This window comes from Cereibacter azotoformans, assembly GCF_021391315.1.
GTDB classification, from domain to species: domain Bacteria; phylum Pseudomonadota; class Alphaproteobacteria; order Rhodobacterales; family Rhodobacteraceae; genus Cereibacter_A; species Cereibacter_A azotoformans.
This window is the reverse complement of sequence record NZ_CP090021.1, coordinates 2851401-2877856: the sequence shown is the minus strand read 5'-3', so window position 1 is coordinate 2877856 and position 26456 is coordinate 2851401. Positions and strand designations below refer to the sequence as shown.

The following is a 26456-nucleotide window of genomic DNA, read 5'->3' as shown; positions in this document are numbered from 1 at the left end:
CCTATCCGAAGTCGTCAAGGAGGGACGGGATGCTGTCCTGTGCCATCGCGGCCGCCGCTCGTGGGTCCGCCGCGCCGGTCATTCTCGTTACTGCTTTACCGAAGCTCGTCCCTCGGTCACTCTGTCGTGATCGGACGGATGCCGGGGCTCCGTCGTGCGACGTGGTGGTTGACCGGATGACGGGCGTGCCTCCTGCCTTGCGGATGTATCTTTTCGGGCCTTTCACCCTGCTGGGGCCCGACGGCGAGGAACTGACCCCGAAATCCCGCAAGTCACGAGCGATCCTTGCCATGCTGGCGGTCGCGCCCCGCGGCTCGCGCTCGCGCGTGTGGCTGCGGGACAAGCTCTGGAGCGATCGGGGCGAGGATCAGGCGTCCGCGAGCCTTCGGCAGGCGCTGCTCGATATCCGCAAGTCGCTGGGGCCGCGCGCGGCCCATGTGCTGACGGCCGACAAGAACACCGTCTCGCTCGATCTGGCGGCGGTCTCGGTCGATGCGCTCGAGTTCGCCTCGCGCGAGCGGCGGGGAGAGGAGGCGGGGACGACCGAACATTTCCTCGAGGGGATCGACGTGCGCGATCCCGAGTTCGAGGACTGGCTGTCGCTCGAACGGCAGAGCTGGTTTGCCCGGCTCGAGGAGGCGGGGTTCGAGGCCGACCTGGCCCCGCGGCCCGCGCCGTCCGAGGCGCGGCGCGAGGCTTCGCAGGCGGTGCCGCGCACCTCGCCCCCGGCAACGCCGCAGGGGCCGTCACAGGGGATTGCCCGGCCGGAGGATGAGGCGGGATGGCGCGTGGCGATGATGCCTCCCGTCATCCTCGGCGGTGATCCCGCGGCCGCGGTGCTGCAGGCCGACGTGCAGCGTGCGCTGCGCCGCGCGCTGATGGAGACGGGCGACCTGCGCCTCGTGGACATGGGGCCGCTGGGGTTCGGCGACACGGGATTGGCCGGAGGCGCGCTCGCGGCACGGCTGCCCGAGCTGATCCACCTGAGCGTTCAGGTCCGTGTCCTGTCGGACGTCAGCTATTTTCGTCTCGGGATCGTGCTGCAGAACCCGGCGGACAACGGGCTGGTCTGGGCAGACGAGATGGTGGTGCCCCGCCGGGAAGCGGCCACCGAGGCAAGTTTCGCCATGCCGCTGATCGTGCGGGCCACGGAGGAGGCCATGCTGTATTTCCTCCGCCGGCACGGAGGAGAGGCGGCCGAGGCCGACGGACGCATCGCCGCTGCGGTGGCCTCGATGTTCCGGCTGGCGCGCGGCGATCTGGACCGTTCGGAGCAGATCCTGCGCCGGCATCTCGACCGGACGCCCACGGCGCAGGGCTATGCCTGGCTGGCCTTCCTGAACACCTTCCGCGTGGGTCAGAGGTTCAACCCCGCCGATGCGCCGCTGATCGAGGAGACGCAGCATCTCGCGCGCCGGGCGCTCGCGCTCGAGCCCGGCAACGCGCTGGTGTCGGCGCTGGTCGGACATATCCACTCCTACCTGTTCGGCGAGTTCGACTATGCGGCGGCATTGTTCGAACAGTCCTTGCGGGTCAATCCGGCGCAGACGCTGGCGTGGGATCTCTACGCCATGCTGCACGCCTATGCGGGCCAGCCGAAGCGGGCGCTGGCCATGGCGCGCTGGGCGCGGCATCTGGGGGCCTTCAGCCCGCACCGCTACTATTTCGAGACGACGCGGGCGATCACCGGCAATTTCTCGGGCGATCACCGGACGGCCATCGACGCCGGCCAGTCGGCGCTGGCCGAACGGCCGGACTTCAACTCGCTGCTGCGGGTGCTTGTCTCGTCGAACGCCCATCTCGACCGGCCCGACGAGGCGCGGCTGTTCCTCGAGCGCCTGTTGCAGGTCGAGCCGAACTTCTCGATCGCCTCGTTGCGCGAGGGGGGCTACCCCGGCCTCGACACCGAGGGGGGGCGGCATTTTCTGGACGGGCTGATGAAGGCCGGCGTGCGCAGGCACTGAACCGGACATCTTGCGGAGGATGAGGGATGTGTGAACCCGGAGGAGGGGGTGTGGCGGCCTTTCTGAACCGCCATCCGTATGAAGTGAACGCCGAGCGCGTGCTGCCGCTGGACGGAGGGCCCGCGCATCCGGTGGGCGCCGACGGCTCGGCCGTGGGCGATGTGCCGATGGGAGGGGCCGCACTGTCGGCCCTGAACAAGTCGGTGCGGAACAAGTCCTCGCTGAACAAGAACAAGAACAAGAATAAAAACAAGAACAAGAACAAGAACAAGATGGCGGGGACCGGCGGCGGGGGGGCCGCGCTGTCCAGCCTCATGCCCGCGCTGGAGTTGCGGCGCCTGCATCAGTTGCCCGAAGCCGATCCCTTCACGGTGGCGCGTCGCTTCGTGTGGGAGTGCCTCGACATCTGCCTTCCACCGGGGCCCGACTTCACACGGCTCGAGACGGCCGTGCTGCTTGCCATGCAGGCCCGCGACGCCGAGCGGATGCGGCGGCTGCCCGACATCGAGGCGCAGGCCGTCTTTTCGGTCGAGGAGTTCCTGCGCCCCCTCGGCATCTCGGAGGTGGCGGGATACGAGGCGACCGAGGGGCTGTTCCTGAACATCCTGCAGGCCACGGAATATGTCGGGCTGCTCTACAAGGGCCGGATCGACCGCGACCGGCCGAATGTGGTCGAGCCCCGGCTGCGGCCGCTGCTGGCGGTGCCCGCGCATCAGAGCTTCCCCTCGAACCACGCCTTTCAGGCCCATTCCATCGTGTTCGCCTTCAACGCGATCCTGCCCGAGCATCCGGCCACCGAGGAACTGCAGCGGATCGCGCAGAACGTGGCCGAGAACCGGGAGTGGGCGGGGCTGCACTATCCGTCCGACACGCTGGCGGGAAAGGAGCTGGCACGCCGCTTCGCGCCCTACCTGCGCGATGCCTTCGCCGCCGGCTTCCTCGCGGCCCAATCGGAGTGGCACTGACATGGAACGGCAGACGATGACGCGCCCGGTTGCGCCCCGTTACTACTGGCTCTGGCACCTCGCGGCGCTGAAGGTGATCGACGCGGACTTCGGCCCGTTGATGGATCCGCTCCCGCCGGTCTCGGAAAGTGCGCTGCGCGAAGTGCCCGCGCCCGGGATCCGCTCGACGGTCTGGGACCGGATCAAGGGCGGCACGGCGACCGTGGCCCTGATCGACACGGGCGTCAGCCGCACCCATCCAAACCTCGCGAGCCGCGTCGATGCCGACCGTTCGATCGATTTCACGACCCATCGGTATGGCGCGCAGAGCCTCGCCATGGAGCAGGCCACGCCCTGGACGCGCGAGGGGCGGCGGGCCTTCTTCCCGGATCTGGACCTTGACGGGCTGCATCCGCTGCAACTCTCGTCCCACGAGCAGGATTTCCTCGAGGCCCTGGTCGAGGATCTGCGCCAGTCCCGGGGCGTGACCCGCCCGTTGCCGGATGGGGACGAGAGCTTTTCGGCGCATGGTACCGCCTGTGCCGGGCTGATCGTGGGCGAGCCTGCCGCGGTGGCGCCCGGATCGGCCGAGCCGCTTCCGCCTGAACGGGCCTTTCCGCAGGGTGAGCCCAACCCGAACGGCAATCTGCTGCCCTATTTCGGGGTGGACCCCTTCTCGCACCTGATCTCGATCCGCACCTCGTTCGAGAGCGATCCCTACCAGTACATCAACGCCTTTCTCTACGCCTGGCAGCACAAGGTCGATGTGATCGTGCTGCCGCGCGGCCTGCCCGACCCGGTGCGGGGCCCGCTGCGGCCGAAGGAGGACCTGAAGGCCGACCTCGAGACCTGGAAGAGCCGTCATGCGGCCGACCTGTTCGCAAGGCTGGAGGTGCTTGGAAACGGGGTGGGCGATCCCTTTGCGGCGCAGCCGGGGTTTCAGCCCGACCGGCCGTGGAAGATCCTCAGCCATCTGATGCAGGCCATCTCGTGCCACATTCCGGTGATCTGTGCCGCGGGGAACGACGGCGAGAGCCAGCTGATCTATCCGGCCGGTCTGGCCGACGATTCGAACGGCATCGTGGCGGTTGGCGCCGTGACGGCCGAGGGGCTGCGGGCGGGCTATTCCAGTTACGGCGAGGGGCTGACGTTGGTGGCGCCTGCGGACGATTATCCCGTCTACAACCGGCACCAGATGCGCCTGAACCGCTTCGACCCGCTGATCGCGATGCACGATTACTCCGTGGCCGCCGGCAAGGAGCATGTCTTCTGCCCGCTCGAACTGGTGACGACCGACCTTCCCGGTGTCTTCGGTTATGACAGCGGCTCTCGGCCGTGGTCCTCGGTCATGCCCACCCAGGGCAATCCGGGGCTGGGCGGGGGCTACTACACCGCCTTCGGGGGCACATCCGGGGCTTGCTCGCTGATCGGGGGGCTGGTGGCCCTGGCGCAGCGCGCGCGCCGGGCCGCGGGCAAGGCTCCGCTCGACGGATTGCAGATCAAGCGGCTGCTCGTCCGTTGCTCTTCGACCGCGTCCGTGGTCGAGCCGGGCTGCCGTCCCCTGACGCCCGACACGATGAATGCCGACGACGAGCATCACCTCGGTCATGCCGCCTTCTTTGGCGCCGGCCTGCCGGACGCGGGCGCCCTCGTGACGGCCGCCCTTGCCGGGACCTGAACCGACAGGCCGCGGATTTGTCGCAGGGCGGAGCGGCACGTCCGCGGCGGAGCAATGATCTTGCGGTTTGACGCATGTTTGACGTGTCCGTTACGATGAAGTCACACCGTCGGAGGCAAGCTGACCGCAGAGAAACAGGGAGCAAGCCATGTCTGCCACAGTGACATCGTCGTGCCGAGTGCGTGTAACTCTCCTGTCTGCGCCGCGGCGGTCCTCCATTGCGGCCGGCCTTCTGGTGCAGCATCTGGGGCTGGACCGGGCCCTCGCCGGCCGGTTGCTGGCCCGCGAGGGCGGCGTGCTGGCCGAGTCCGTGCCCGTTGCGCAGGCAGAGCGGCTGGGGCCGCTGCTCGACGCGCTGGGCGTGAAGGTGCGGCTGGATCCCGTGGGCGCCCCCGACGTTCCGGCGATGGTCGAACTGGCGATCCAGCCCGTCCGCCGCCCGTCCGAGGGCACCCTGACGCGGGTCGCGGCGCATCTGCGCCGGCCCTGCCCGGAGGTGCGCGAGGCGCTGACCCAGTGTCAGGGGCTGGTGCTCAGCCTGTGCCGCCGCGAGGCCGAGGCTTTGCGCCAGTCCTTTCGCCGCGACCGGAGCCTGCGCATCGTCCTCTCGAACCCTCACGCCGCAAGGTTCGACCTGTTCCTGAAGCCGGAGCGCGTCCCGAGCCCGGACCTGTCACGGCTGCTGCGCCGCCTTGGGCTCTTGCCTTGCCCGTTCAGCGGTGCGGTGGGGGCGGCCCTGGACCGGCGGACCGCCCGGCTGGTGACGGCCCGGCACGGCGACATCGTCGAGGCCCTGAACCGCGACTTTCAGCGATTTGACCTGTTTCTCGCGGGTGGGGGCGGTCTTGCACGGCCGGAGCTGGCGGATTTCCTCGCCAGCCGGGCGCGGGTCGAACGGGCCCGCCTGTCGGCCTCGGCCGAGCTTCAGAACATCCGGCTCGAGGCAGGGCTCAGCCGGACCGCCGCGCGGCGCTTCCACGCCGATTACGCCACCATCGGCCTCGACACGCGGATCGCGCTGGCCTTCCGGCCTTCCCCGTCCAACGATTAAAATCCCGCCGGTTAAGGCGCCATTCATTCGACGCCTCTAGTGTCGGACCCGGGTGTGTAGGAACGGGTGGACGGAATGGCCGGGCAGTCGAATGCCGCGCCAGTCGTCATCAAACGGAAGAAGGTCGTGCAGGGCGGCGGGCATCATGGCGGTGCCTGGAAGGTTGCCTATGCCGACTTCGTGACGGCCATGATGGCCTTCTTCCTGCTGATGTGGCTGCTGAACGCGACGACGGAAAAACAGCGCAAGGGTCTGGCGGATTACTTCAATCCGACGATCCCGATGAACCGGGTTTCCGGTGGGGGCGACGGAGCCTTCGGCGGCGACTCCGTCTTTCACGACCGGACGATGACCCAGACGGGCACCGGCGCTGTGGACGAACGCGCCACGCCCGAGAACAAGGCACGCGGCGAACGCGGGGAGACGGGCGAAGCCGCGGAAGAGCAGGCGCGCCTCGAAGAGGTCGAGAAGCTGCTGAAGGCGCGCACCGGCGAGAGCATGACGATGGAGCGCCTCTTGCGCCATATCGTGACGCGGATCACTGACGAGGGGCTCGTGATCGAGATCTTCGACCTGCCGGACGTGCCGCTCTTTCTCGGCGACACCGATCAGCCCGCGCCGATCCTGCCGCAGATTGCGCGCCTTCTGGCCGAGGTTCTGCCCATCACCACCAACAGGATCGCGGTGAGCGGCCATGTGCGGAGCTATCCGATCACCCTGATCCGCAACCCGGCCTGGGACCTGTCCGCGCTCCGGGCCCAGCGGATGCGGGAACTGATCGAATCGGCGGGACTTCCGGGAGAACGGACGCAGAGGATCTCGGGCTTCGCGGATCGCAAGCCTGCCACGCCTGATCCCATGGCGGTCCGAAACAATCGACTTGAAGTAATTCTCCTCCGAAAGGACCGATAAGCGCTTCGGTCGGGGGCTGATGTTAGCCCGGTGTTAAGGCGCCGCGCGCAGTTTCGGGAGGACAAGGCCCGAAGCAGCAGAAAGGCGCTTTCCTCCATGACCATCTCATCCTCGCTCAACGCGGGAGTGGCCGGACTCTATGCCAACGCCACCAAGCTCGCCAGCATTGCCGACAATATCGCGAACTCCGGCACCTATGGCTACAAGCGCGCCGACGCCGATTTCGAGAGCATGGTGATCACCCAGTCGGCAAATTCGGGTACCTATTCGGCGGGTGGCGTCCGTGCGAACACCCTGCGACTGGTCGAGGAGCGGGGGGCGATCGTCTCGACCTCGAATGCGATGGACATCGCCATTTCGGGCCGCGGCATGCTGCCGGTCGTGCGTGAGACATCCCTGGGCAGCACGACGGGGAATGACGCGCTGCTCATGACCCGTACGGGGTCGTTCAAGACGGATCCCAATGGCGTTCTAAAGACGGATACGGGTCTTGTGCTGCTCGGTTGGCCCGCCAACGCTGACGGGACGGTGCCCACCATGTCGCGCGACTCCATCTCCCAACTCCAGCCGGTGGTCATCGCGGCCAATCAGACGGCAGCCGACCCGACGACGCGGATGAATCTGGGCGTCAATCTTCCTGCGGAGCGGACCAAGCTGGGCGCGTCCGCTTCTCCCCTGACGGTGGCGGTCGAGTATTTTGGCAACCTCGGCACGTCCGAAACGCTGCAGGTCAGCTACTATCCGACGATCCCGACGGTTGCAGCGGACTCACCCACCAACAAGTGGACGATGGTCATCCAGGATTCGGCCAGCTCTGACCGGACGATTGCGATCTACGAGTTGCAGTTCAGTGACGCGCGGAGTGGCGGCGGCACGCTTCTCGATCTCTCTGGAGCCACGCCCGCCGGGTCTCCGGCCGTCAAGCCGCTGAGCACCTTCTCTCCGGTTGCAGGCGTGTCTTTCGATGTGGATCCCTACGGAACGGGCACGCCCACGGCCTCCCCCGCCTATAACAGCGCCACGGGCCAGGTGACGCTCGCCGTGGGCGGCAGCGCGGCCAACACGCTTGATCTGACGCTTGGCAGACCGGGCAGCGCCAGTGCCCTCACGCAGGTCTCGGGCGACTTCGCCCAAACCGGCATTACCAAGAACGGATCGCCGGTGGGCAACCTGACCGGCGTCGAAATCGATGCCGGAGGTCTCATCAAGGCCACCTACGACACCGGATTCACGCGGGTCATCTATCAGATCCCGCTGGTGGACGTGCCCAACTACAACGGGCTGACCGCGCTCAACAACTAGACCTTCGCGATCTCGCCGGATTCGGGCTCGTTCTATCTCTGGGATGCGGGCGACGGCCCGACGGGTGACGTCGTCGGTTATGCGCGGGAGGGCTCGACAACAGACGTCGCGCAGGAGTTGACGAACCTCATCCAGACCCAGCGGGCCTATTCCTCCAACGCAAAGATCATCCAGACCGTGGATGAAATGCTGCAGGAAACCACCAACCTCAAGCGCTGACGGGCTGAGACATGAGCATCACCACCGCCCTGTCGAGCGCGCTTTCCGGTCTCACCGTCACGTCGCGGGGAGTCGAGACTGCCGCGAACAACATCGCCAATGCCCTGACCGAGGGCTTTGCGCGGCGCGAGCTCGAGGTGTCGGCCCGGGCTTACGGCGGCGAAGGGCAGGGCGTCCGGGTGGTGGGCGTCAACCGCATCATCGACATGACCCTGGTCGGCGATCGACGGCTTGCGGACGCGGCGGCGGGCGACCGCAATACGCGGTCCGCCTTCTATGAGAGCATTGCAAAGGTTGTGGGGGACACGGCGGACGGCTCCCTGCTGTCCCGCATCACGGGTCTTTCGGCCGCTCTCGCCTCAGCCGCCAGCCGGCCTGAATCGACAGTTCGTCTGCAGGATGTGCTCGACACGGCTCAGGCGCTGGTCTCCGGCCTGAACGCGGCGTCCGATGCGGTGCTGACCGCACGTCGCGGCGCGGATGCCTCGATCGCGGACCAGGTGGACCAGCTGAACGCGGGGTTGGAGAGTGTGAGGGATCTCAACCTCCGCATCACGCGCCTCCGGGTGACCGGGCGCGACAGTTCCGCGCTCGAGGATGAACGGCAGCGGGTGGTGGACAGCATGGCCACCATCGTGCCTCTCCGCGAAATCGAGCGGGAGAACGGCCAGATCGCGCTCTTCACCACGGGCGGGGCCGCCCTGCTGGACGGGCGCGTGGCCGAGATCGGTTTCACGCCGACACCGGGACTGGTCTCGGCGTCTTCGTCCTTGGGAAGTCTGACCATGGATGGCAGGCCGATCAGCGTGCCAGGCGACCCGGGCCTGATGGCGGGCGGCTCGCTTTCGGCGGCCTTTGCCGTTCGCGACACGCTTGCGCCGAACGAGCAGCAAAGGCTCGATGCGCTGGCCCGAGACCTGATCGAGCGGTTCACGGCCGCGGACTCCAGTCTGTCCGCGGGCGACGCAGGTCTCTTCACCGACGAAGGTCTTGCCTTCGACGCGGCAAATGCAAGCGGTCTGGCGGGCCGCATCGGTGTGAACGGCAAGGTTGATCCAGAACGGGGAGGGGCGCTGCGCTATCTGCGTGACGGTCTTCAGTCGGCGGCCGGCAGCACGGGAGATGGCACGCTCTTCAACGCCATGAGTGCGGCTCTCGATCGTCGTGTTCCCTGTTCCGCGGCGGACATCGAGGGCAGTTTCAGCCTTGCAGGCCTCGCGACCGAGATCGTCTCGGGCCTGTCCTCCTCGCTGCTTTCGGCCGATCAGGAGGCGAGCTTTGCTTCGGCGAGGCGCGACGAGCTTCAGGTCCTCGTCCTGGGTGACGGTGTCGACACCGACAAGGAACTCGAGCAGCTCCTCCTGCTCGAGCGCGCCTACGCGGCCAACGCCAAGGTGGTCACGGCCTGTGATGCCCTTCTTCAATATCTTCTGGAGATGTAGATGAGCGCTGTTTCCCTGGGCGATCTCGCGCGGACCTTCATGCTTCGGCGACAGAACGTAGCCCTGAAGGCCGATGCACAGCGCCTGTCGACGGAAGTCATCACCGGGCTCGCGGCGGATACGCGCAGGAAGGTCGGCGGCGATCTCGCCGTCCTCAACAGCATGGATTCCAGTTTGGCTCTCCTCGCCGCACGCTCTTCCATAACGACAGAGACAGCGATGACCGCCTCTGCCATGCAGACGGCGCTCGCGCAGATGGACGGAGTGGCTTCCGGGCTCTCGCTTGATCTTCTGAGCCTGACGCCCGGGGGCTCGAGCACGACGATCGACCAGTTGGGTGAACAGGCCGAAGACGCCTTCCGAAGCGCCGTCTCGGCCCTGAACACCCAGGTCGGCGACCGCTCGATCTTTGGAGGCACAAGACCGCAGGCGGCCGCGGTGGTGGACGCCGACGCTCTTCTGGGCCTGCTCGACACTGTCGCGGCAGGTGCGGCGAGCGCCGCCGATGTTCAGACGGCAATCGGGAACTGGTTTGACAGCCCCGCCGGATATGCGGGTCTCGCTTATGGCGGAGGGGATGTGCTGGCCCCGGTGACCGTCGGTCCCGGCGAGAAGGTCACGCTTGGTGTGACGGCAAATGATCCCGCCCTGCGGGAGACACTGAAAGGTCTGGCCATGGCGGCGATGCTCAACCGGGGCGCCTTGGCGGGCGCGTCGGCCGACCGGGCCGAACTGGCTCAGATTGCGGGCAAGGTCCTTGTCCAGGGCCACGGCGAACGTGTGGATCTGGCCGCGCGTCTGGGGCGGACGGAAGCACGGATCGACCAGGCTGCCAGTGCCGCCGCCGCGGAGGCGACCGCTCTCAAGATCGCGCGCAAGGATCTGCTGGGGATCGACGAATATGAGGCGGCAAGTCGGCTGCAGGCCACCCAGTCCCAGTTGGAGACGCTCTACAGCCTCACAGCGCGCCTGAGCCGCCTGAGCCTGACGGACTACCTGTGATGCTGATCCGGCTGCTCGTCCTGTTTCTCTGCCTGACATCCTCGGCCTCCGCCGGTCAGATCCGGATCAAGGATCTGGTCCGCTTTGACGGTGTGCGCGGCAACGACCTGGTCGGCTACGGGCTGGTCGTGGGACTCAATGGAACGGGCGACGGGCTGCGCAACTCGCCCTTCACCGAAGACATCATGTCAAACCTTCTGGAACGGCTGGGTGTCAACGTGACCGGCGAGGAGTACAGGCCGAAAAACGTGGCCGCCGTCTTCGTGACCGCCACGCTGCCGCCCTTTGCGAGGGCGGGCGCGCAGATCGACGTGACGGTCTCGGCGATGGGGGATGCGAAGAGCCTCCTGGGCGGCACTCTGGTGATGACGCCCCTGAACGGCGCCGACGGGCAGATCTATGCCGTGGCGCAGGGCGCGATCATCGCAGGTGGCATCGCGGCTGAGGGGCAGGCCGCGCGCGTGGTGCAGGGTGTTCCGACCGCCGGCATGATCCCGGAAGGCGCGCGTGTTGAACGCGAAGTGGATTTCGATTTCGCGAGTCTGAACAACGTCCGGCTCGCCCTGCGGACGCCCGATTTCACCACGGCAGGTCGGATCGAGGAGCGGATCAACCGCGAGCTTGGTCGCGGTGTGGCCGCGATGCTCGACGCGGGCACCGTCTCGCTCGATCTCGCGCGGGTGCGCTCGCCCTCACCCGCCCACACGCTGAGCCGCATCGAGAACCTTGCGGTCGAGCCCCAGATGGTTGCGCGGGTCGTCGTGGATCAGCGGTCGGGGACGATCGTGATCGGCGAGGAGGTGCGGATCAGCCGCGTGGCCGTGGCACAGGGCGGGCTGACCTTGCGCGTCGAGGAGCAGCCCGCCGTTGTTCAGCCGAACCCCTTCAGCCAGGGCGAAACGATCGTCGTCCCTCGCACCCGCGCGTCCATCGAGGAACGCGAGGGCACCGGGCTTGCCGAGATCCCCTCGGAGACCACCCTGTCTCGCGTGGTCGCCGGCCTGAACGCTCTCGGGGTCGCGCCCAATGACATGATCGACATCCTCAAGAGCATCCATGCCGCCGGAGCACTTCATGCCGAGTTCATCGTGAAATGACCTCACCGGCCAGGAGTCGCGCCACGCACTCGAGCATCGCCTCGTCTCCGAACGGCTTGATCAGCACGTCGGCGTGCGGCCTGAACTCGAGATCGGGGATCTGGCTGTCGCCCGTCGCGAACAGGATCGGCAGATCCGGGCGGATGGTCCGGGCCGTCCGGGCCAGTTCGAGGCCGCTCATGTCAGGCAGGCCAAGATCCACCAGCAGCATGTCCGGGGCTTCCTGCCTGATCTGCAGGAGCGCGGCACCACCTGCCCCTGCCTGAGTAACCCGGTAGCCGGCCTCCGCCAGCGTCTCGGCGAGGTTCATGCGGATGATGACATCGTCCTCGCACACAAGCACATGGCGCGCGGGTGCCGGCGGCGCGCTCGGTGAACCGCCCGTCGAAAGCACTTCGCGGATCTTCCGTGCCAGGGCCTCCTGCGTGTAGGGCTTGCTGAGCAGGTGCACGCCGCTGTCAAGTCGGCCCCCGTGCACGATGGAATTCTGCGTGTAACCCGAGGTGAAGAGGACCGGCAGACCGGGCCTCAGCATCCGGGCCTTCTCTGCCAGCTGCCGGCTGTTCAGCTGCCCGGGCATGACGACATCGGTGAAGAGCAGATCGATGCGGGCGCCGCTTTCGACGATCGTCAGCGCACGATCGGCATCCCGGGCCTGCAGGACCGCATAGCCCAGATCATGCAGAAGACCCGCTGCGGTGAGGCGCACCTGCTCGTCATCCTCGACCAGCAGAATCGTCTCGTCGCCACCGGTCATGGGACCGATCGCCGGAGGCCGCGCAGCATCTTCGGCCTCGAGGGAGCGGGGCAGGTAGATCTTGATCGATGTGCCGTTGCCGACCTCGCTGTAGATCTTGATATGTCCCCCCGACTGTTTGACGAATCCATAGACCATGGACATCCCCAAACCCGTGCCGCGCCCTTCCGCCTTTGTGGTGAAAAAAGGTTCAAACACGCGCTCGATGATGTCGGGGGCCATGCCGCAGCCGGTGTCGGTTACGGCCAGCATGACATACTGGCCCGGTGCCAGATCCTGGATCCCCTTGGTGTAGGCATCGTCCAGCCAGGAGTTGCCGATTTCAATCGTGAGGTGCCCGCGGCCGTCCATGGCGTCGCGCGCATTGATCGCCAGGTTGAGAAGAGCCGTCTCGACATTCGCCGGATCCACGCAGGTGTTCCACAGCCCGCCCGCCACGATCGTCTCGACCTCGATGCCCTCGCCCACGGCACTGCGGACGATATGGTCGGCGTCCCGCAGGAGCCGGCCGAGATTGATCACGCGGGGCGCCAGGGGCTGCCGGCGGCCGAAGGCCAGCAATTGTGACGCCAGAGTTGCACCGCGCCCGACGGCGCTCAGGGCCTGGTCGAGGCGGGGGCGTGCCGCATGTCCTTCGTCCAGCGATCGCAGAGCCAGCTGCACGCTGCCCGTGATGGTCTGAAGCAAATTGTTGAAGTCATGAGCAATTCCACCTGCGAGATTTCCGATGGCCTCCATCTTCTGGCTCTGCCGCAGCGTGTTGCTCAGTTCCTCCAGCTCACGGTTGCGCTGCTCAACCCGCTCCTCAAGGGTGGCGTTCAGCCCGGCGATCGCTTCCTCGGCAAGCTTGCGATCCTCGATATCCGTGTTCGTGCCGATCCACCGCAGGATGTGGCCCTGGTCGTCGCGGATCGGCAAGGCCCGCGAGAGGTGCCATCGGTCGGCGCCGTCATGTCGCCGGATGCGGACCTCCTGCTCGAAGGGAACGCCCTGCGTCAGCGAGTTCGACCAGGCTTCCTGTGCGCGCTCCCTGTCCTCGGGGCGAAGGATGGACATGGGCGCCGCTCCCACCAGGTCCTCGGCCGGCAGACCGCAGTAGTCGCGCAACCGATCGTTGATCCAGTCGAGCCTGCCATCGGTCCTCGCTGTCCAGACGTGGTTGGGCATCGTCTGCGCCATCAGCCGGAACCGCTCGCGCGTCTCGATCACCTCGGCTTCGGCCAGCTTCTGGCCCGTGACGTCATGGCCCTCGACGAAGACGCCGCGCACATCCCCATCCGGGCCCCGCAGTGGACACATGATGAAATCGACGTATCTGCGGTCCATCTCGGCGCCGTTGCGCAGCAGGACAGGCGCGGCGCGGCGGGTGAACGCCCGGCCGGTCAGGAACACATCGTCCAGAAGCTCGAAGAACCCCTGTCCGTCGAGTTCTGGCAGCGCCTCGCGCACCGTGCGATGCACCAGGTCGCGACGCCCCACGAGTTGCAGGTACGCCTGGTTCACGATGCGGAAGACATGATCCCGGCCCTCAAGCACGACCATGAAGCTCGGCGCCTGGTCGAACGCGCTGCGGAAGAAATCGATCGCGCTGCCGAGTTCGAGGTTCTCGCGCGTCACCGCCTCGGCGCGCCGGATCATCCGCGCCTGATCCGAAGGCTGCGCGCCGACCCCGTCCTCACGATAAAGCGCCGTGATGTCGTTGGTGTTCTGCAGGATGAACTCCACCTGCCCGTCTGCATCCTTGATCGGCGTGTTCGTCGCGCTCCAGAACCGGTCCTCCTTCCGGCCGTCGCCGCTTGTGATCGGGTAGGGGATGAGCGGCAGATGGTCGGGGCGCCCCAGTTCGATCACCCTGCGAAAGGAGCCGCGGAGCATCTGGTCAGGGATGGAATCCGGGTCGGCCGGAAAGACGTCGGTCATGCACTTGCCGATAATGTCCTCGCGCGTGCGCCCGGTGGCACGCAGGTAGGCGGTATTCGCCCAGATCATTGTCAAATCGCGTTTCAGAAGAACGTAGGGTGATGGATCTTCGGCAAAAATCTTGTCAAGTGCGACGAGCATCGGGCTCTCCGTGGAACTTCTCCGGATCGGAGACAGGCGCAGGATGACGATGTTCCCCGGCAGGGTAAAGACCACTCGTGTGGCAATGGGACGCACCCTCCCTTCGGCCCCGCAGTGGTGGTATGCTGTCTGGATGAAGTGGCCCCAGTTGGATCCCGATGAGACCTTGCCGTCCCTCTATGACCGGGAATCGGCTGATGATGACCTCTGGTTTGCCCCCTGCAGTCTCGATGAGGAGGAGCCGTCGCTCCGCGCGCCCCTGCCTGAGGCTGACCGCAAGGACCTGTTGCGTGCGGCGGAGTGGCGACGTGCGGAATCCGCGCTTGCTCCCGAGCTTGCGCGGGCTGCCCAGCGGTTTGGAGCCCTGGATGAGCGGCTGCGGGCATCTTCCCCGGGGGCGCGCGAGCGCCTGGCGGTTCTCGAGGCTTCGGAGATCAGCTGGTGGGTCGGTGATCGCGTGACGGCGGACAGACTTTCGCTCTGGATGGCGCTCCGGTTGAGCGCGGCGCACGAAGACAGCCTTGCCCTGTCGCGTGCCGCATGGGCTGCCCGCCGTCTGGTGTCCGGCCCCGGTCCCGAGACCGGCCTCGCGGCCTTCGTCGGGCGACCCGAGGACGCGGACTGGCTCATGGACTGGCGCGATGTGGAGGCGGCTTCGCTCGGACTTCATCCCATGACGCGGGCCGCCATGGGTTTTCACGGCTGGACGCTGATTTCCGGCGGAGCCGAAAGCCGGCGCATGGAAGCGGCCGTGGTCGCGGCCCGCGCGGCGGCCGTGGAAGGCCGGTCGCAGGCATTCCTGCCCCTCGCTTCCGGAGGAGCCACGGCTCTCCGATCAGGAGGCACGCCGGAAGAGCGACTCGCGCGCTGGTATGCCGGAGCGAATCAGGCAACCTGGTCGCTCCTGCGGCTGCTTGACCGGCTGGACGACTGGCGCACGGTCGCGCTTGCCCGCGTCTCCGGCCTGTCCGGCAGGACGCCGCCGCGACTGATCGAGGCGCTCTGTCGTTGGCCGCTGCTCTCCGCTCCGGTCGCGGAAGCCGAAACCGGCTCGTCCCGCGCGGCCGTCCAGCGCAATCTCGAGCGTTTGACCGATCTTGGCCTGATCCGCGAGGTCACCGGGCAGGAACGCTTCCGGCTCTGGACGGCGGAGTTTCAGAAGTAACTTCGCACGAGAGCGCCCGAGATCAGGCTCCAGCCGTCGCCCACCACGAAGAAGGCCAGTTTGAAGGGCATGGAGACGACGGCCGGAGGCACCATCATCATCCCCATGGACATAAGGACGGCAGCCACCACCAGATCGATGATCAGGAACGGCAGAAAGATCAGGAAGCCGATCTCGAAGGCGCGCTGGATCTCCGAGAGCAGGAACGACGGGACGAGCACCGAGAACGGGGCCTCGAGGGGAGGCGAGATCTCGCCCGGCCTCAGCGCCTGAAGCGTCGAGAAGGTCTCGAGGTCGAGGCGCGCGGCCATGAAGCCCCGGAACGGGGCGCTGGCCAGGACGAGCGCCTGCTGAATGTCGATCTCGTTTCGGGTGAGCGGCTCGATGCCCCGGGTCCAGGCCTCGGTGAAGACCGGGTCCATGATGTACCAGGTCAGAAAGAGCGCGAGACTGACAATGAGCATGTTGGGCGGCGCCTGCTGCAGCCCGATCGCCTGCCGCAGGATCGAGAGCACCGTCACGATGAAGGGAAAGCAGGTGATCATCATCCCCAGGGCGGGCACGAGGCTGAGAAGCGTGATGAGCACGATGAGCTGGACGCTGCGCGTGGTGAGAGAGCTTCCGTCGCCAAAGTCCACCGAGAGGGACTGCCCCGCCGCCGGTGCAGCCGTGGCGGCAAGCACCAGAAGAGGCATGAACATGCGCGTCACAGTCCCCCCCGAAGGTTGGCGACCTCTGTAAGCCGGACCGCGAGTTGCCCTGCCTGATCGCCCTCGAGTTCGGTCAGCTCGCCCCGCCCGATCAGCCGGTCGCCGACATAAAGGTCCACGGGATCATCCACGCGCCGATCAAGCGCCAGAACCGCGTCTCGCTGCAGTTTCAGCAGCTCGCGCACGGGGGGGCGCGCCCGCCCGACCGAGATGGTGATCTCGATCGGGACCTGGCTGAAAGGGTTCGGGTCGGCCTCATCCATGACGGATCTCCTTTTGGTCGAGATCGAAGAAGCTGCGCACCGCGCCCGCGATCTCATTCACCGCACGGTCCAGGTCCACACATGTCTCCGCACCTCCCAGACGCAGCGACACCTGCCCGTCTCCGAGGCTTGGCTCGTCCACAAGGGACAGCGGAAGTCCCGTCGCCGGACCGAGCAGCGCCTCGATCTCCGGGCGGACCGAGGGATTGACCAGGATCGTGACGGGGGCGTCGGCCATCTGCTCGGCGAGGGGCATCAATGTCTCGAGCACCACCGGAGCCAGCGTTTCCCGCGCCATCTCGGGTAGAATGCGGCCAATGAGCGCCTCCATCAGGGGCTCCATGGCGCGCAGAACATGCATGCGCGCTTCGTGAAACGTGAAGCCCAGCGCCTGCATGTTCCTTGAGAGGTCGCTGTGCAGGCGCGCCTGATCCGCCGCCTGCGCCTTGACCGCGTCCTCCCAGCCGGCACTGTAACCCTCTTCGTAGGAGGCCAGGCGGCCGTTCTCGATGGCCGTTGCGTCCGTGACGACAAGATCCGATGCCGCTTCAGCCTCGACCTCGAATGTCTCGAGCCGGATCGCCATCACGGCGCCTCACGCTGCGGTTCCATCCAGCCTCGCAGGATTTCAACCGACTCGGCCTGCCGTTCCTCGATCAGTCGGCGCAAGCGCGCGACGGGATCGGGTTCGTCGTCGAAATCCAGCGGAGCCGAGGCCACCATCGGGAAATCGGGCAGATCAGTGCTGTCGTCGATTTCCCCCGTCAGCGCCTCGTTGGTGCCGCCGTAGCCGGGCAGGGCGAGCGGCGGCGTCACTGGCGACAGCGCCGGATCGCGCCGCGCGGTCAGCACCGGCCGCACGACGAACAGGCCCAGAATCAGCGCCACGAGTGCCAGAACCGCTATCTGGATCAGGCTCATCAGGTCGAAGCTGCCCAGGCGCCCCAGCATACCGGCCTCTGCCAGTGTGCCGAGGTCCGGCGGCGTCTCGAAGATCAGCGATCGCAGGGTCAGCCTGTCTCCGCGCGATTCGTCCAGCCCGACGGCCGCGCCGACCAGTTCGCGAAGCACCGCCAGTTCCTCTTCCGGCCGAGGTTGCCAGGTCAGCTGTCCATCCTCCCCGGCCATTCGGACACCATCGACCAGCACGGCGACCGTGAGGCGCCGGACCGTGCCGGGCTGGCGCAGAAGCTCGCGCTGCGTCTGCGACACCTCGAAGTTGGTTGTCTCGCGCGTCTCGCTCGAGTTCGACTTGCCGGCAGAGCCGCCAGCGGCATCGCCTTCCGGCAAGTTCGAGGCCACCGTCACGTCGGGCGCGGGCTGTGTGGACGAACTGGTCTTTTCCTGCAATTCCGATGAGATCGGCACGCGCCCCTTCGGATCGAAGGTCTTCTCCACGATCGTCTCGCTCGCGGTCTCGACATCCAAGCTGACTTCGACGACCGCACGGCCCGGCCCGACCCGCGCCTCGAGCAGGCGCTCCACGTTGCGGCGCAGTTCTGCTGCGCGGGTGCCGGCTGTGCCCGCGATGCCGTCTCCGGTGTCACCCGCCCGGATGAGTCCGCCAACCGTGTCGATCACCGAGACATCCTCAGGCTGCATTCCCGCCACGGCGGAGGCGATCAGGTGCTTGAAGGCCCGTGCCTGTTCCATGGTGAGGTTTCCGCCCGATGTCGTCACCGTGACGCTGGCCGTGGGCCTGCGCTCGCGCTGAAAGAGTTGCGCGGCGGCTGGTGCGATATGCACGCGCGCCGCCTTGACCGGCGGACTGGCAAGGATCGTCCGGGCAAGCTCTCCTTCCTTCGCGCGCAGATAGGCGGCATCGAACATCTGCGACGTTGTTCCGAAGCCGGACAGTCCGTCGAGCAGTTCGTACCCCGCCGTGCCCGTGGCAGGGAGACCTTCACCCGCCAGCTTCATTCGCAGCTCATCCCGCCGGCTCGCATCGACGTGGATCGAATCGCCCTGCACCTCATATGCCACGCCCTGCGCTTCGAGAGCCGCGACGACCTCGCCCGCAACCGCACCCTGCAGGCCCGCATAGAGAAGGGCCATGCGCGGCTTGTTCGCGAACTGCGACAGGCCGAATATGGCAAGGAACATGGCCACCGTCGCCCCGACGACGATGGCGCGGCGGCGCCCGTCAAGATCGTTCCAGATGGAAATCAGATTCTGCACTTCGGTCTCCGACTTGGGGCTTCTGCCTCGCCGGACCATCAATGGCGGATGTGGCTTAACAATCGGTTAGGAGGATCTCGCCTATAGATCGACTGCGAGGGAAGGAGTCGATCATGGCGGATGCGGCGGCGGATCAAGTCGAAACGGGAAAGAAGCGGTCACTGATGCCGTTGATTGGCGGCGCTGTCCTTGCCCTGGCGCTGGGCGGTGTCGGATTCTACGCGACCTGGTCGGGCCTGATCCTGTCTCCGACAGGGCACGGCGGTCCGACGGTGGAGGCGGGCCCGGTTCCTCTGCCCGATATCGCCTTCGTGCCCGTTGATCCGATCGTCATCAGTCTGGGCCGCGATACGACCCTTTCTCATCTGCGATTCACCGCGCAGCTCGAGGTTGCGAAGGCCAATGCGGCCGATGTCGCGCTCCTCATGCCGCGGATCATCGATGTCATCAACGGCTACCTGCGGGCCGTGGCCGTCTCGCGCCTGGAGAACCCCGGCGCGCTGGTCGAACTGCGCGCGCAGATGCTGCGCCGCATCCAGATGGTCACCGGAGAAGGCCGCGTGCGTGACCTTCTGGTGACCGAATTCGTGCTGAACTAGGAGGCGAGAGTGGATTTCATTGCGGACATCCTGATGGCCGGCGGTGCATTCGGCGCCGCCCTTTACTGCTATGTCCTGTCTCAGCGGCTCAAGCGCTTTTCGACGCTCGAGGGGGGGATGGGCGGTGCGATCGCCGTGCTGTCCTCTCAGGTGGACGAGATGACCCGCGCGCTGGAGAAGGCGCGCGGTGCGGCCATGGTCTCGGCCAGTTCCCTCGAATCGCTGACGGAGCGGGCCGAGGCGGTTGCGGCCCGACTCGAGCTCTTGCTCGCCTCGATGCACGACCTGCCCGACACGGGTGGGGATCCGCGTGCCGAGCAGGAGGCCGAGGCCGAGCGACGTCTCCGCTTCGTGCGCCGCCGTTCCTACCGCGATGAAGCCGAGGCGCGCGCATGACGTCCCGTCGCTTTCGCGCGCGCGGTGCCCTCGTGCTGCTCGCGTTGCTTCTCGCGTCCTCAGCCGCGATGCGTCTGGGCTCGGGCATTGGAGCCGCGATGGCGCGGGCCCCGGAGACGTCGGTGTCCGATGCGCCTCTCACCTGCCCGGAGCCGCCTCTCGCCCTTGCCGAGGCACTGCGCGAACGCGAAGCGGAGGTTCGGGCGCAGGAGCAGGCGATGGAGGACCGAAGGGCCGCACTCGACGAGGCGGAAGTGCTTGTGCGAGAGCGGCTTGCCGAACTGGCGGCAGCCGAGGCTTCCCTGAGCGAGACCATCGCGCGAGCCGACGGAGCCGCCGAGAACGATGTGGCCCGCCTCACCAGCGTCTATGAGTCCATGAAGCCGAAGGAGGCTGCGGCGCTGTTCGAAGCCATGGCTCCGGAATTTGCGGCGGGCTTCATGGGCCGCATGCAGCCCGAGGCGGCCGCGGCCGTCATGTCCGGCATGTCGCCGGAGGCGGCTTACAGCGTCAGCGTCCTGCTCGCCGGGCGGAATGCGCTCGCGCCCACGGAGTGAGGCTTTCTTAACGCCGCCCTGCGAAGGTCGGCCGCACCACAAGCAGGAGGTTGGTCATGTTCGGGATCGTCGGCGTCATCGTGCTGTTCGTGATGGTGTTCGGCGGCTACATGATGGCCGGCGGAAAGATCGGCATCATCCTGAAGGCGTTGCCGTTCGAGATGATCATGATTGGCGGCGCTGCGGTTGGCTCCTTCCTGCTCTCCAACGACCTCTCTGCGGTCAAGCAGACCCTCAAGGACGTCGGAAAGGTATTCAAGGGGCCGCGCTGGAAACCGGCAGACTACCGGGACCTGTTGTGCCTGCTGTTCGAGCTTGTGCGGATTGCCAAGGTCAATCCTGTCGGCCTCGAGGAGCATATCGAGAATCCGGAGGCGTCCCCGGTCTTCTCGCGCTATCCGAAGATTCAGCACGATCACGACGCGATCGAACTGATTTGCGATACGCTCCGCGCGGCTTCAATGAACTACGATGATCCGCATCAAGTCGAAGAGGTGCTCGACAAACGAGTCGAGAAGGCGCAGCACCACGCCCTTCATTCCAGCCATGCGCTGCAGTCCATGGCAGATGCGCTGCCGGCCCTGGGGATTGTCGCCGCCGTTCTGGGGGTGATCAAGACCATGAGTTCCATCGACCAGCCGCCGGAGATTCTCGGAAAGATGATCGGCGGTGCGTTGGTGGGAACATTCCTCGGCGTCTTTCTGGCCTACGGTCTCGTCGGTCCGTTCGCGACCCGCGTGCGGGCCGTGATCGAGGAGGATGGCCATTTCTACAATCTGATCCGCGAGGTGCTGATCGCCAATCTCCACAATCACCCGGCAAACATGTGCATCGAAGTCGGGCGGCAGAATACACCGCATCATGTCCGGCCCAGTTTCACGGACCTCGAGGAAGCGATCCGCGCCCTGAAGCAGGAGGCGGCATGACAAGGATTGGCATGGGCTCCGTCCTCACGCTCCTGGCCGCAAGCGCCGTTGCAAACGCAGAGCCGGTGGTCGTACGTACGGGGGAGCATCCGGGCTTCACGCGCCTTGTTGTGGAGGACGCCGGCATCCGGGCCTGGACGCTCGGCCGGACGGCCGAGGGCTACGCACTTCGCCTGTCCCCCGGAGGTCGCACGTTCGCCTTGTCGAACGCCTTCCGCGTGATCACGCGCCAGCGCCTGGGATCTCTGGAGCCGGCTCCGAACGGCGATCTCAGGATCGGTCTTTCCTGCGCCTGTCACATCACGCCCACCGAGATCCGGCCCGGCGTGATCGTGCTTGATATTCATGATGGGGCAGCCCTCGCGGGGGCTGCCCACGAAAAGCCCCTGCCGCAGCCCGGCGTGGCCGAGATCAGGCCGCGTGCCCGCCCCGTTTCCTCTCCGCCTCCCTACGACTGGCGGACCGTCGATAGGCGGCCGTTCGAAGCTGCGCCCGCGCCGCCCTTGGAGCAACCGTTCGTAGCAGCCATGCGTCAGTCGTTGGTCGAGCAACTCAGCCGCGGCTCGGCTGCCGGAGCTGTCGATTTCGTCGAGAAGACGCCCGTTGCGGCAAGCGCTGCACCTGCGACCGATCCTGGAGCGAATGTTCGGATCCTGCCGGAGCCGGGCTACGGAATCTCGGTGCTCCAGCACGATCCTGCTAAGCTCACCGCCACGGGCGCCGAATGTCCGGCGGATGAGAGGATGGATGTTGCTTCCTGGCTCGACGGTCGGCCCGTAGCCGAGCAGATGAGTGCGGCGCTTTCGGGTCTGACCGGTGAATTCGACCAGCCTCGGCCGGAGGCCATTGCGGCTGCTGTCCGCTTCTACCTCGGTCTCGGCTTCGGGGCAGAGGCCCGGCTCCTGCTTGAGACCTTCACGTTCGAAAGCGCCGACCGTGAGACATGGGAGACGATGGCGCGTGTGCTCGACGGTGAAAGACAGCCGGGTGGACCACTGTCGTCGATGGCAAGCTGCGATACGGCCGCCGCGCTTTGGTCGGTACTCGCTGATCCGCCCACGAGCAGCCGGGCTGTCAATGCTCCCGCCGTATTGCGTGCCTTCTCCTCGCTGCCGCGACACCTGCGCCAGACGCTTGGGCCCCGGCTGGCCGAGACGCTCATGAATCTGGGCGATCTGGCAAATGCCGAAGGCATCCGGCAGATCATGATGCGAGGCAGCACGGACCCGAGCGCTGGCGTGACCCTGACGGAGGCGCGCCTCATGATGGTCACAGGGGAACCCCTTCCTCTCGCCGATCTTGAGCGCGTAAAGGCGGAGCCGGGTTCCATGAGCGGCGAGGCTCTTGCGCTGCTGATCGAACGGAAGGCCGCTTATGGGGAGGCTCCGACGGCAGACGATGTGCTGCAACTGGCGGCCATGCATCATGAAGCTCGAGGAACCAGGCTGGAGGCAAGACTGGGCCGAGCTTACCGACTTGCCCTTGCTTTGAGCGGTGACTTCGATCAGGCCTTTGCGCGTCACGACCTTGCACCTGAAGCGGACGAGGATGTCTGGCGCCTTCTCGCGGCGTTTGGACCCGACAGCAGCCTGCTGGAACATGCAGTTCTGGCCGACTCTGATCCGCGTCCACCGCTGCCTCAAGCCACGCGCCAGGCCTTGGCGGACCGGCTGCGCTCTCTCGGCCTGGAGGCATCAGCCGACCGATGGTGGAGAGGGGACGACGCGACCAAGGATAGCGCCGCCATCATGCCCCCGCTTCACTTTATCACGCAAGGGACTGACGAAGTTATCCCGCCAGTGCCCGCGGCTGGCGCCAGTGGGGCAGATCGTCCAGAGGATGAGGTGCGAGCGACAGCCGATGATGCGCCTCAGGCGGCCTCTGCAAGCCAGGCGGTCGTGACGCCGGAGAAGGCCGCTGTTTCTCTCCACCATGGTCGGAACGCCCTCGAAGAGAGCGTCCGCACGCGCCAGAAGATTGAAGACCTGCTGCGCCCGCTCCGTTGAATTCCTGTGTCCTGACCACCGCTTGCGGACGATGACATCGTCGGCCAGTCTGATCCAGATGGCGTGCGCAGCAGGTCAAGCTTCGGCTTGTCCTGCCGCGAGTGGAAGACAGGCTACAGCCGGGCGATGCCGGTCAGCGGCTCACGATCCGCACGCGAGCAAAGCCGCGTCCAGGTCACGACGGCGCCGGTCCGGGTTCCGGTTACTGGGCCGCCCTCTCGAGAGCCATCATGTCGTTCAGGTATCCCGAGAATTCATCGCGCAACTCGGGTCGGGCGAGTCCAAAGGCCACCGTCGCCTGCAGGAAGCCGGCCTTCGAGCCGCAATCGTAGCGCTGGCCGCGGAACCGGAAGCCATACACCTTGCCCGAACCCTCGATCTCCTCGGCGATGGCGTCTGTCAGCTGGATTTCGCCGCCTGCACCTTCCTTCTTGCGGTTCAGGTTGTTCAGCACCTTTGGCGTCAGGATGTAACGCCCGATCACCGCGAGGTTCGAAGGCGGATTTGCCTTCGGTTTCTCGACCATCCCGTTGACCTTGACGATCGAGCCCATGTCTTCCTCGACCGAGAGCACGCCGTAGGCCGAGGCTTTCTCGGGCGGCACCTCCATCGCGGCCACCATGTTGCCGCCGGTCTGCTCATACGCCTCCACCATTTGCTGGAGGCACGGCTTCTCGGCCGCGATTACGTCGTCGGGCAGCATCACGGCGAAGGGCTCGTCTCCGATCAGCCGCCGGGCGCACCAGACGGCGTGGCCGAGGCCCAGGGCCTTGTGCTGGCGGACGTAGGCGATGGCGCCACTTTCCATGTTGGTGCTTTCCAGCACCTCGAGCAGATGCTCCTTGCCCGGCTTCTTCAGCGCCGCCTCGAGTTCCGGGGCATTGTCGAAATAATCCTCGAGCGCGCTCTTGCCGCGCGAGGTGACGAAAATGAATTCCTTGATGCCGGCCGCCCGCGCCTCGTCGATCGCATATTGGATCAGGGGGCGGTCAACCAGCGTCATGATCTCTTTCGGGATCGACTTGGTCGCCGGCAGAAAGCGCGTCCCAAGCCCTGCGACCGGGAAAACGGCTTTGGTAACCTTCTTTGTTGTCATAGCTCTCACTCTGCTTCGCCTGCCCTGATCCGCAGGCACCGTGCAACTTACACGGAGTTGGAACCCACCGCACCTTGTCGCGGAGATATGTCGGCAATTAGGCGCCGGTAGGGAAAGTTCCCTCCTGTGGATAAGATTCTACAGAAAATCCACCGGGCCGCACATCGGAAAGACGCAGGTGCGCCGCTTTTTGCAGGTGCCAAGTCGATCAGCCGAAAGGCGCAATCCGCGGCCGCAATCAGGCTGGGTCTCGTCCAGTCTGCATCTCGGCCAGCATGGCCTCGATCCGGGCCACGTCCTCGGGATTGTTCAACTCCCAGAACTGCCGGCCGCGCGCCTCGACCTCGACGCAGAGCACCCGGCGGCCGTTCTCGAGGAAGCGGAGCTGCTCCAGCCCCTCCAGCTCTTCGAGAGGGCCTGTGGGCCAGTCCGGATAGAGCGCCAGCGCCGAGGGGCGGTAGGCATAGACGCCGACATGATGGAAGACCGGCGTCGCTTCGGCGTCGGCATAGGGACGGCCGGTGTAGGGAATCACTTCCTTGGAGAAGAAGAGCGCGTGGCGCGTCACCCCGAAGACGGCCGTCGTGCCGCCCACCCGCCCGGCGCGGCGGTCGGCGAGAAAGCTGTTCAGCGCCCGCCCGTCGCAGCGCAGGACGGGCGTGGCCACCTCGGCCGAAGGATCGGCGCGCAGCCCTTCGATCAGATCCTCGATGAACCAGGGCGGGGTCAGCGGCGCATCGCCCTGCAGGTTCACCACGATCTCGGAGCCGGGCAGCGCCGCAGCCACCTCGGCACACCGTTCGGTGCCGTTCCGGCAATCCGACGAGGTCATCACCACTTCGGCGCCAAATCCCTCGGCCGCGTCCCGGATCCGCGCATCGTCGGTGGCCACGACCACGCGCGCGATGCCGCGGACGGCCATCGCGGCCTCCCAGCTGCGCTGGATGAGGGTCTTTTCGGTGCCGTCCGGGTCGCGCAGGGCGACGAGCGGCTTGCCGGGGTAGCGGGTCGAGGCGTAGCGGGCGGGGATCACGATCAGGACGGACATGGCACCTTCCGGGGCTGGAACGGCGGGCGCCGTGCCCGCCGCAATGTCGATGAGCCGGGCCGCGCGGGGCCCGGCGGCGCATCAGCCTTGCAGGGTCACGCCCGGCGCGTAGGCGATGAAGAAGGGATTGTCCCAGCCCTGCTTGCCGTAGCCGAGCGGCTGATGGTCGTCGAACCGCACCACCGCACCCCCGGCGCCGCGCAGCACCGCATCGCCGGCGGCCGTGTCCCACTCCATCGTGCGGCCGAGGCGGGGGTAGAGGTCGGCCTCGCCGGTTGCCACGAGGCAGAACTTCAGGCTCGATCCCGCGCTCGTCATGTCCTTCACGGCATATCGGGCAATGTAGTCGTCGGTCGCCTGGTCGCGGTGCGACTTCGAGGCCACGACCATGAGCGCGCCGTTGTCGGGCTTCGAGACCGAGAGGCGGCGGAGGTTGCCGGGCTTCGCCTTGTCGAGGGCGCCGGTCTCCTCCACCGCCGTGCCATCGGCCTGGGTGTAGAACAGCCGCCCCTTGGCCGGGGCATAGACGACCCCGCGGACCGGCACGCCCTCCTCGACATAGGCGATGTTCACGGTGAAGTCGCCCCGGCGCTGGACGAATTCCTTGGTTCCGTCGAGCGGGTCCACGATCAGGAAGGTCCGCGCGCTCAGCCGGTGCGACTCGGCCTGTTCCTCGGTGATGAGGGGCAGGTCCGGGTAGGCCGCCCGCAGCCCCGCCGAGATCAGCCGGTCGGCGGCTTCGTCCGCCTCGGTCACGGGGCTGGAGTCGGACTTGGCCTTCACCTCGAAGTCCGGGCTGTTGTAAACCTCCATGATCCGGTCACCCGCTTCCAGCGCGAGACGGCGGATGAGGGCAACGAGTTCTTCGTGGTTCATGGAGACCTCTGGAATGTGGATCGGCAGGGATGGCGACCTTATCCCCGCTCGGCGGGTAAACGGCAAGGTTTCCATGCCGGGCGAGGGCCGTGCGGGGCGCCGCCTGTCAATCGGCGCTTGCGTCGAAAGGGGTTTGGCCCTATACGCGCCTTCATAGCGGCGCCTCGGCCTCCAAACCCGACGGCTCCACCGATGATCGCAACGGGC

At 66.6% G+C, this 26456-nt stretch carries 22 protein-coding genes and 1 pseudogene; 15 read left to right on the top strand and 8 right to left on the bottom strand.

The features are described from left to right. Positions 1–29 precede the first annotated feature (29 nt). The 9 genes and pseudogenes from LV780_RS14385 (at position 30) to LV780_RS14345 (ending at position 11611) form a co-directional block, all read left to right on the top strand. Positions 30–1964, top strand: a complete 1935-nt coding sequence (locus tag LV780_RS14385) for an SARP family transcriptional regulator (protein ID WP_108220893.1) — start codon at positions 30–32, stop codon at positions 1962–1964. 26 nt (positions 1965–1990) lie between these two features. Next, complete coding sequence (locus LV780_RS14380) at positions 1991–2929, top strand: phosphatase PAP2 family protein (protein WP_108220894.1); 939 nt, start codon at positions 1991–1993, stop codon at positions 2927–2929. A gap of 1 nt (position 2930) precedes the next feature. Further along, positions 2931–4586 (top strand): S8 family serine peptidase, encoded by a 1656-nt coding sequence (locus tag LV780_RS14375; protein ID WP_108220895.1) that lies wholly within the window; start codon positions 2931–2933, stop codon positions 4584–4586. A 148-nt stretch (positions 4587–4734) separates the two neighbouring features. After that, positions 4735–5637, top strand: a complete 903-nt coding sequence (locus tag LV780_RS14370; RefSeq protein ID WP_108220896.1) for a hypothetical protein — start codon at positions 4735–4737, stop codon at positions 5635–5637. A gap of 75 nt (positions 5638–5712) precedes the next feature. After that, on the top strand, positions 5713–6549 hold the full coding sequence (locus LV780_RS14365) for a flagellar motor protein MotB (RefSeq protein ID WP_101339646.1): 837 nt from the start codon (positions 5713–5715) through the stop codon (positions 6547–6549). Between the two features lie 96 nt (positions 6550–6645). Beyond that, positions 6646–8070 (top strand): annotated as a pseudogene (locus LV780_RS14360) (flagellar hook protein FlgE). 11 nt (positions 8071–8081) lie between these two features. Continuing rightward, complete coding sequence (gene flgK / locus LV780_RS14355; protein WP_108220897.1) at positions 8082–9512, top strand: flagellar hook-associated protein FlgK; 1431 nt, start codon at positions 8082–8084, stop codon at positions 9510–9512. After that, positions 9513–10514: a flagellin gene (locus LV780_RS14350; protein WP_108220898.1), complete on the top strand. Its 1002-nt coding sequence runs from the start codon at positions 9513–9515 to the stop codon at positions 10512–10514. Then, entirely contained in the window at positions 10514–11611 is a 1098-nt protein-coding gene (locus LV780_RS14345; protein ID WP_101339642.1) for a flagellar basal body P-ring protein FlgI, read from the top strand. Before LV780_RS14350 ends, LV780_RS14345 begins: the two co-directional genes overlap by 1 nt. Here LV780_RS14345 and LV780_RS14340 read toward each other — a convergent pair. Next, positions 11598–14504, bottom strand: a complete 2907-nt coding sequence (locus LV780_RS14340; protein WP_233863843.1) for a hybrid sensor histidine kinase/response regulator — start codon at positions 14502–14504, stop codon at positions 11598–11600. The genes LV780_RS14345 and LV780_RS14340 overlap by 14 nt on opposite strands. Before the next feature lie 58 nt (positions 14505–14562). Between LV780_RS14340 and LV780_RS14335 the strand changes: the two genes are divergently transcribed. Further along, positions 14563–15594, top strand: coding sequence for a helix-turn-helix domain-containing protein (locus LV780_RS14335; protein ID WP_117345055.1), 1032 nt, complete (start codon positions 14563–14565; stop codon positions 15592–15594). Here LV780_RS14335 and fliP read toward each other — a convergent pair. The 4 genes from fliP to fliF are packed head-to-tail and all read right to left on the bottom strand — an operon-like array spanning position 15585 to position 18784. Continuing rightward, complete coding sequence (gene fliP, locus LV780_RS14330; RefSeq protein ID WP_011909690.1) at positions 15585–16295, bottom strand: flagellar type III secretion system pore protein FliP; 711 nt, start codon at positions 16293–16295, stop codon at positions 15585–15587. The genes LV780_RS14335 and fliP overlap by 10 nt on opposite strands. Positions 16296–16300: 5 nt before the next feature. Beyond that, entirely contained in the window at positions 16301–16567 is a 267-nt protein-coding gene (locus tag LV780_RS14325; RefSeq protein ID WP_011909691.1) for a FliM/FliN family flagellar motor switch protein, read from the bottom strand. Further along, entirely contained in the window at positions 16560–17153 is a 594-nt protein-coding gene (locus tag LV780_RS14320) for a FliH/SctL family protein (protein WP_108220900.1), read from the bottom strand. The genes LV780_RS14325 and LV780_RS14320 overlap by 8 nt, the downstream gene beginning before the upstream one ends. Continuing rightward, positions 17153–18784, bottom strand: a complete 1632-nt coding sequence (gene fliF / locus LV780_RS14315; protein WP_108220935.1) for a flagellar basal-body MS-ring/collar protein FliF — start codon at positions 18782–18784, stop codon at positions 17153–17155. Before fliF ends, LV780_RS14320 begins: the two co-directional genes overlap by 1 nt. Positions 18785–18858: 74 nt before the next feature. Here fliF and LV780_RS14310 point away from each other — a divergent pair, with 74 nt between their 5' ends. Genes LV780_RS14310 through LV780_RS14290 form a run of 5 tightly spaced genes read left to right on the top strand, consistent with a single transcriptional unit; the run spans position 18859 to position 23229 of the window. Then, on the top strand, positions 18859–19344 hold the full coding sequence (locus LV780_RS14310) for a flagellar basal body-associated FliL family protein (protein WP_011909694.1): 486 nt from the start codon (positions 18859–18861) through the stop codon (positions 19342–19344). A gap of 9 nt (positions 19345–19353) precedes the next feature. Then, entirely contained in the window at positions 19354–19740 is a 387-nt protein-coding gene (locus LV780_RS14305) for a hypothetical protein (protein ID WP_101339639.1), read from the top strand. Then, complete coding sequence (locus tag LV780_RS14300; protein WP_108220901.1) at positions 19737–20297, top strand: MotE family protein; 561 nt, start codon at positions 19737–19739, stop codon at positions 20295–20297. The genes LV780_RS14305 and LV780_RS14300 overlap by 4 nt, the downstream gene beginning before the upstream one ends. Positions 20298–20353: 56 nt before the next feature. Further along, a complete protein-coding gene (gene motA, locus LV780_RS14295) occupies positions 20354–21223 on the top strand; it encodes a flagellar motor stator protein MotA (protein ID WP_101339638.1) in 870 nt (289 codons plus the stop codon). Then, positions 21220–23229, top strand: a complete 2010-nt coding sequence (locus LV780_RS14290) for a hypothetical protein (RefSeq protein ID WP_108220902.1) — start codon at positions 21220–21222, stop codon at positions 23227–23229. Before motA ends, LV780_RS14290 begins: the two co-directional genes overlap by 4 nt. 202 nt (positions 23230–23431) lie before the next feature. Here LV780_RS14290 and galU read toward each other — a convergent pair whose 3' ends face one another. From galU to cysQ, 3 genes are all read right to left on the bottom strand, one after another. Next, entirely contained in the window at positions 23432–24325 is an 894-nt protein-coding gene (gene galU / locus LV780_RS14285) for a UTP--glucose-1-phosphate uridylyltransferase GalU (RefSeq protein WP_011909699.1), read from the bottom strand. 238 nt (positions 24326–24563) lie between these two features. Next, entirely contained in the window at positions 24564–25373 is an 810-nt protein-coding gene (locus LV780_RS14280) for a 3-deoxy-manno-octulosonate cytidylyltransferase (RefSeq protein ID WP_108220903.1), read from the bottom strand. An 81-nt stretch (positions 25374–25454) separates the two neighbouring features. Further along, complete coding sequence (cysQ, locus tag LV780_RS14275) at positions 25455–26249, bottom strand: 3'(2'),5'-bisphosphate nucleotidase CysQ (RefSeq protein ID WP_108220904.1); 795 nt, start codon at positions 26247–26249, stop codon at positions 25455–25457. Positions 26250–26456 lie beyond the last annotated feature (207 nt).

Excerpts from the sequence above, each read along its gene's own strand:
- LV780_RS14385 (WP_108220893.1), top strand. The coding sequence starts at position 30 with ATGCTGTCCTGTGCCATCGCGGCCGCCGCTCGTGGGTCCGCCGCGCCG.
- LV780_RS14380 (WP_108220894.1), top strand. The coding sequence starts at position 1,991 with ATGTGTGAACCCGGAGGAGGGGGTGTGGCGGCCTTTCTGAACCGCCAT.
- LV780_RS14375 (WP_108220895.1), top strand. The coding sequence starts at position 2,931 with ATGGAACGGCAGACGATGACGCGCCCGGTTGCGCCCCGTTACTACTGG.
- LV780_RS14370 (WP_108220896.1), top strand. The coding sequence starts at position 4,735 with ATGTCTGCCACAGTGACATCGTCGTGCCGAGTGCGTGTAACTCTCCTG.
- LV780_RS14365 (WP_101339646.1), top strand. The coding sequence starts at position 5,713 with ATGGCCGGGCAGTCGAATGCCGCGCCAGTCGTCATCAAACGGAAGAAG.
- flgK (WP_108220897.1), top strand. The coding sequence starts at position 8,082 with ATGAGCATCACCACCGCCCTGTCGAGCGCGCTTTCCGGTCTCACCGTC.
- LV780_RS14350 (WP_108220898.1), top strand. The coding sequence starts at position 9,513 with ATGAGCGCTGTTTCCCTGGGCGATCTCGCGCGGACCTTCATGCTTCGG.
- LV780_RS14345 (WP_101339642.1), top strand. The coding sequence starts at position 10,514 with ATGCTGATCCGGCTGCTCGTCCTGTTTCTCTGCCTGACATCCTCGGCC.
- LV780_RS14335 (WP_117345055.1), top strand. The coding sequence starts at position 14,563 with ATGAAGTGGCCCCAGTTGGATCCCGATGAGACCTTGCCGTCCCTCTAT.
- fliP (WP_011909690.1), bottom strand. The coding sequence starts at position 16,295 with ATGTTCATGCCTCTTCTGGTGCTTGCCGCCACGGCTGCACCGGCGGCG.
- LV780_RS14325 (WP_011909691.1), bottom strand. The coding sequence starts at position 16,567 with ATGGATGAGGCCGACCCGAACCCTTTCAGCCAGGTCCCGATCGAGATC.
- LV780_RS14320 (WP_108220900.1), bottom strand. The coding sequence starts at position 17,153 with ATGGCGATCCGGCTCGAGACATTCGAGGTCGAGGCTGAAGCGGCATCG.
- fliF (WP_108220935.1), bottom strand. The coding sequence starts at position 18,784 with ATGGTCCGGCGAGGCAGAAGCCCCAAGTCGGAGACCGAAGTGCAGAAT.
- LV780_RS14310 (WP_011909694.1), top strand. The coding sequence starts at position 18,859 with ATGGCGGATGCGGCGGCGGATCAAGTCGAAACGGGAAAGAAGCGGTCA.
- LV780_RS14300 (WP_108220901.1), top strand. The coding sequence starts at position 19,737 with ATGACGTCCCGTCGCTTTCGCGCGCGCGGTGCCCTCGTGCTGCTCGCG.
- motA (WP_101339638.1), top strand. The coding sequence starts at position 20,354 with ATGTTCGGGATCGTCGGCGTCATCGTGCTGTTCGTGATGGTGTTCGGC.
- LV780_RS14290 (WP_108220902.1), top strand. The coding sequence starts at position 21,220 with ATGACAAGGATTGGCATGGGCTCCGTCCTCACGCTCCTGGCCGCAAGC.
- galU (WP_011909699.1), bottom strand. The coding sequence starts at position 24,325 with ATGACAACAAAGAAGGTTACCAAAGCCGTTTTCCCGGTCGCAGGGCTT.
- LV780_RS14280 (WP_108220903.1), bottom strand. The coding sequence starts at position 25,373 with ATGTCCGTCCTGATCGTGATCCCCGCCCGCTACGCCTCGACCCGCTAC.
- cysQ (WP_108220904.1), bottom strand. The coding sequence starts at position 26,249 with ATGAACCACGAAGAACTCGTTGCCCTCATCCGCCGTCTCGCGCTGGAA.